This is a genomic window from Spirillospora sp. NPDC049652, assembly GCF_040675125.1.
Lineage (GTDB): Bacteria > Actinomycetota > Actinomycetes > Streptosporangiales > Streptosporangiaceae > Spirillospora.
In genome coordinates this window covers 1-4275 of the sequence record NZ_JBFAOF010000645.1, presented here as the reverse complement: position 1 = coordinate 4275, position 4275 = coordinate 1, and the positions used below count along the sequence as shown (strand labels likewise).

General features: G+C 75.1%; 6 protein-coding genes. 4 read left to right on the top strand and 2 right to left on the bottom strand.

The window, feature by feature from the left end; all coding sequences use genetic code 11:
* Window positions 1-403, bottom strand: a 403-nt coding sequence (locus AB0J52_RS29810; protein ID WP_500185934.1) for a TetR/AcrR family transcriptional regulator, incomplete at its 3' end; no start/stop codon positions are given.
* 158 nt (window positions 404-561) lie between these two features.
* On the opposite strand from AB0J52_RS29810, the gene AB0J52_RS29805 reads away from it, so the two are divergent.
* Window positions 562-1572, top strand: a complete 1011-nt coding sequence (locus AB0J52_RS29805) for a zinc-binding dehydrogenase (protein ID WP_500185932.1) — start codon at window positions 562-564, stop codon at window positions 1570-1572.
* A 36-nt stretch (window positions 1573-1608) separates the two neighbouring features.
* Here AB0J52_RS29805 and AB0J52_RS29800 read toward each other — a convergent pair whose 3' ends face one another.
* Window positions 1609-2037 carry an RNA-binding S4 domain-containing protein gene (locus AB0J52_RS29800; protein WP_500185930.1) on the bottom strand — a complete coding sequence of 143 codons (429 nt, stop codon included), beginning with the start codon at window positions 2035-2037 and terminating at the stop codon, window positions 1609-1611.
* Window positions 2038-2195: 158 nt separating this feature from the next.
* Between AB0J52_RS29800 and AB0J52_RS29795 the strand changes: the two genes are divergently transcribed.
* The 3 genes from AB0J52_RS29795 to AB0J52_RS29785 all read left to right on the top strand — a co-directional run.
* Window positions 2196-2897, top strand: a complete 702-nt coding sequence (locus tag AB0J52_RS29795; protein WP_500185928.1) for a tetratricopeptide repeat protein — start codon at window positions 2196-2198, stop codon at window positions 2895-2897.
* A 61-nt stretch (window positions 2898-2958) separates the two neighbouring features.
* On the top strand, window positions 2959-4113 hold the full coding sequence (locus tag AB0J52_RS29790; RefSeq protein WP_500185926.1) for a sensor histidine kinase: 1155 nt from the start codon (window positions 2959-2961) through the stop codon (window positions 4111-4113).
* The coding region (locus AB0J52_RS29785) for a response regulator transcription factor (RefSeq protein WP_500185935.1) at window positions 4110-4275 on the top strand (166 nt) is incomplete at its 3' end. The genes AB0J52_RS29790 and AB0J52_RS29785, both read left to right, overlap by 4 nt.

The following is a 4275-nucleotide window of genomic DNA, read 5'->3' as shown; positions in this document are numbered from 1 at the left end:
GCCGGGTCCAGAGGGCGCCGATCTCCGGGTCGCCCGCGCGGGCCGCGTCCGCGGCGGCGGTGACGGCGCGGTGCGCGCCGAAGGCCGCGAAGAACGCGGTGAGGACGTCCCGCCAGAAGGCCGCCGGGTCGGCGATGGGGGACGGCGGCCGCGGGACGATCGCGCGGTCGGCCTCCTCGGCCACCCGGTCGAGCAGCGAGAGCAGGACGTCCTTCTTGGACGAGAAGTAGAAGTAGAACGTCGGCCGGGAGATGCCCGCGCCGGCGGCGAGGTCCTCGATCGAGATCTCGCTCAGCGGACGCTCGGCCAGCAGCCGTTCGGCCGTGCCGAGGATCGCCGCCTCGCGCTCGTCGCCCGAGGGGCGGGACGAGCGGCGGCTCCGTGAGGCCCGGGACGTCGCCATGCCCGTGATCCTAGCAGCGTCGACTCTCTCGACACCGTGTCGAGATCTACGACACGTCGGGAACATCAACACTGTGTCGAGAGTTGGGAGTAGAAAAGGGACAAACAACTTCATCCGTCGCGAAAGCGCCCACGCTGCGGCGGAGTCAGGAGGGGACCATGCTGGCCGGACGGCTGCACTTCACCGCGGACGGCGGACGCGAGCTGCGGATGGACCAGGTCCCGACGCCCGAGCCGGGCCCGGACCACGTCCTGATCAAGGTCGGGGCGGCCGGGGTCTGCCTCTCCGACGTCCACCTCATCGACGGCACCCTCAGCCCCTTCCGGCTGAAGGACGACGCCGTCACCCTCGGCCACGAGGTCGCGGGCACCGTGCACGCGCTCGGCCCCGGCGTCACCCGCGCCCGGATCGGCGACCGCGTCCTGCTCCAGGCGGGCGAGGAGCGCGACGGCGCCACCTTCACCCGGGGCGTCGACTACGACGGCGGATGGGCCGAGTACGCGCTCGCCCGCGTCGACACGCTCGTCCCGATCCCCGACGACCTGCCCTTCGAGCAGGCCTGCTTCGTCCCCGACGCCGTCTCCACCCCGTGGGCCGCGATCACCACGACCGCCCAGGTCCGCGCCGCCGAGGCGGTCGGCGTCTGGGGCGTCGGCGGACTGGGCGCGCACGGCGTCCAGCTGCTCCGGATGGCCGGCGCCGCCCCGATCATCGCCGTCGACCCGCTGCCCGCCGCCCGCGAGCGCGCCCTCGCGCTCGGCGCCGACCTCGTCCTGGACCCCGCCGACCCCGGCTTCCGCGACGCGGTCCTCGCCGCCCCCGGCGGCGCCGGCGTGGCCGCCGCCTTCGACTTCGCCGGTGTCCCGGCCGTCCGGGAGCAGGCCGTCGCGGTCCTCGCCCCCGGCGGACGGCTCACCCTGGTCGGCCTCACGGACCGGCCCGTCACCATCACCGACGGCACCCTGTTCAGCTTCTTCCAGAAGAAGCTTCTCGGCCACTACGGCTCGACGTCCGAGCACGTCGTCGAACTGGTCAGGCTGCTGGCCGCGCACCGGCTCGACTTCTCCGGCTCGGTCAGCGCCGTGGTGCCGCTCGCCGACGCCCCGAAGGCCGTCCACGCGCTGGAGACCAAGGAGGGCGACCCGATCCGCATCGTCCTCAAGCCCTGACCCCGTACGCCGCGCCGCGACCGGGCCGGATGGCCGTCAGTCCTCGCCGAGGCTGCGCCTGATCTTGTCGGGGTCGCCGAACAGGGGCGCGTTCCGCCGCTCCCGCAGGCGCTCCAGCTCCCGCCGGTCGCGCTTGGTCGGACGGCCCGTCCCCCGGTCGCGGAACCCGGCGGGCATGGTCAGCTCGCGCGGCGGCGGGGGCGGGCTGTTGTCGGTCAGGCACTCCTGCGCCACCGGCGCGCCGACCCGCTTGCGGATCACCTTCTTCACCACGACCACGCGCTCGCGGCCCTCGACCCGCACCCGGACCTCGTCCCCGGCCTTGACCGCCGTGGCGGGCTTCGCGCGCTCCTCGTTCACCCGCACGTGCCCCGCCCGGCACGCCGCCGTCGCCTGCGACCGGGTCTTCAGCAGCCGGACCGACCAGATCCACAGATCGACCCTGACCGTCTCCTCGCCTGCCATGATCCGCACCCTAGCGCCGCCCCCGGACAGCCCCCGACACCTTTTCCGCGATCACGGACGGCGGCGGCCGGTGGGTGGCGGCGGCATCTGACCGGGAGCGCCCGCCTCGTCCCGAAACCTGGAAGGATCCGCGTCTACGCCGGCGACGAGAGGGAGACATGCGGGACGACGACGACCGCGGTGACGCCGAGACTGAGGCGAGCGACCCGCGGGCCATGAACAACCTCGGAATCAGCCTCGTGAAGACCGACAAAGAGCAGGCCGAAAGGTTGTGGCTGAAGGCGGCGGGCGCCGGATACGCGCCCGCGATGCGCAACCTCGGATACCTCGCCGACGAGCGGGCCCGTCCGGACGAGGCCGAACGCTGGTGGCGGGCGGGCACTGAGGCCGGAGACGGCACGTCGGCCTACAACCTGGCCTACATGCTCGTCGGCCAGGGCAGGGCGCAGGAGGCGGCCGGCTACTACGAGATCGCCGCCGAGAGGGGCGACGTCAAGGCGATGGTCAACCTCAGCGGCGTCCTGGAGACGCTCGGCCGGGACGACGAGGCGCGCTCGTGGCTCCGCAAGGCCGCCGAGGAGGGAGACCCGGTCGCGATGAGCAACCTCGGCACCGACCTCTTCCGAGCCGGCCGCGCCGAGGAGGCCGAACTCTGGTGGCGCAAGGGCGCGGCGGCCGGCGGCCGGGACGCCGCGTACAACCTCGCCGTCATCCTGGACGCCCGGGGTGCGACCGGCGAAGCCGAAGAGCACTTCGAAGCCGCTGCCCGTGCGGGACACGGCCGCGCCCGGCGCCAGCTGGACGAACTCCGCGCCGGGGTCGGCGCGGACGGCAGCCCCCGCATTCCCGGCATCTTCTGATTTCCCGCCCGCGGGCGGCGATCCCGGGCCGCCGTCGCGGCGCGGTGGTTACGGTAAGGGCGTGCGGGTGGTCCGGGAGCTGCGGGTGTCGCGAGGGGACGCGGCGTTCGCGGCGCTGGCGGCGCTGGTGGTCCTCGGGGTGTCCAGCGTCCGGGATTCGTCAGATGGACGGTCGCCGTGGCCCGGCGGTGCGCTGCTGATCCTGGCGGCCACCTCGGCGCTGGCGCTGCGGCGGCGGTTCCCGGTGACGGTGCTGGTCGTGGTGACCGCCGCGGTGCTGCTGTACTACCCGCTCGGGTATCCGGGCGGCTCGATCGCGCTGGTGTTCCCGGTCGCGCTGTTCACGGTCGCGGTGGAGCGCCGCCTGTGGGTGGCGCTGACCGCCGCCGGGACCGTCGAGGGCGCGGCCGTCGGGGCCGGGCTCGTCCGCGGGCGCCGGATCATGGACGACAACGCGCTGGCCTGGCTCGCGCTGGGCCTGCTGGTCACGGTGTGGCTCGGCTACTACGTGCGCGGCCGCCGGGCCCGGACGGAGGAGGCGGAGCGGCGCGCGGCGGAGGCGGAGGCCACGCGGGAGCGGGAGGCCGCGCGGCGGGCCGTCGAGGAGCGGCTGCGGATCGCGCGGGAGCTGCACGACGTGCTCGCCCACCAGATCTCGCTGATCAACGTGCAGGCGGGCGCGGCGCTGCACCGGCGGGAGGAGCCCGGGCAGGCGTACGCCGCGCTGGAGGCGATCAAGCAGGCGAGCCGCGAGACGCTGCGGGAGCTGCGGACCGCGCTCGGCGTGCTGCGGCAGGTGGACGAGGACGTGCCGGTCGCCCCCGCGCCGTCGCTGGAGCGGGTCGGCGAGCTGCTGGACCAGGCGGTCGCGGCGGGCCTCGCGGTCCGGCTGGACGGCCGGGACGCGGCGGCCGGGCTGCCCGTCGAGATCGACCTGGCCGGGTACCGGATCGTCCAGGAGGCGGTGACCAACGCGGTGCGGCACGCGCGGGCGAGGACGGTCACGGTGCGGATCGAGCGGTCCGAGGACGCGCTGGTGGTGCAGGTGGACGACGACGGGTGCGGGCCGTCCGGCGGGACGGGCGGCGGCCACGGGTTGCGCGGAATGCGGGAGCGGGCGGTGTCGATGGGCGGCGAGGTGTCGGCGGGGCCGGGGCCGGATGGCGGGTTCCGGGTGCGGGCGCGGCTGCCGCTGCCCGCGGGGGAGGCGGCGTGATCCGGGTGCTGCTGGCCGACGACCAGACGCTGGTGCGGGCGGGGTTCCGCTCGATCCTGGCGGGCGAGCCGGACATCGAGGTCGCCGGGGAGGCCGAGGACGGCGCGCGGGCGGTGCGGCTGGCCGCCGAGCTGCGTCCGGACGTGGTGCTCATGGACGTCC

Bases quoted from the DNA above. Each gene is read 5' to 3' on its own strand.
- AB0J52_RS29795 (WP_500185928.1), top strand. From the start codon at position 2,196: ATGCGGGACGACGACGACCGCGGTGACGCCGAGACTGAGGCGAGCGAC.
- AB0J52_RS29805 (WP_500185932.1), top strand. From the start codon at position 562: ATGCTGGCCGGACGGCTGCACTTCACCGCGGACGGCGGACGCGAGCTG.
- AB0J52_RS29800 (WP_500185930.1), bottom strand. From the start codon at position 2,037: ATGGCAGGCGAGGAGACGGTCAGGGTCGATCTGTGGATCTGGTCGGTC.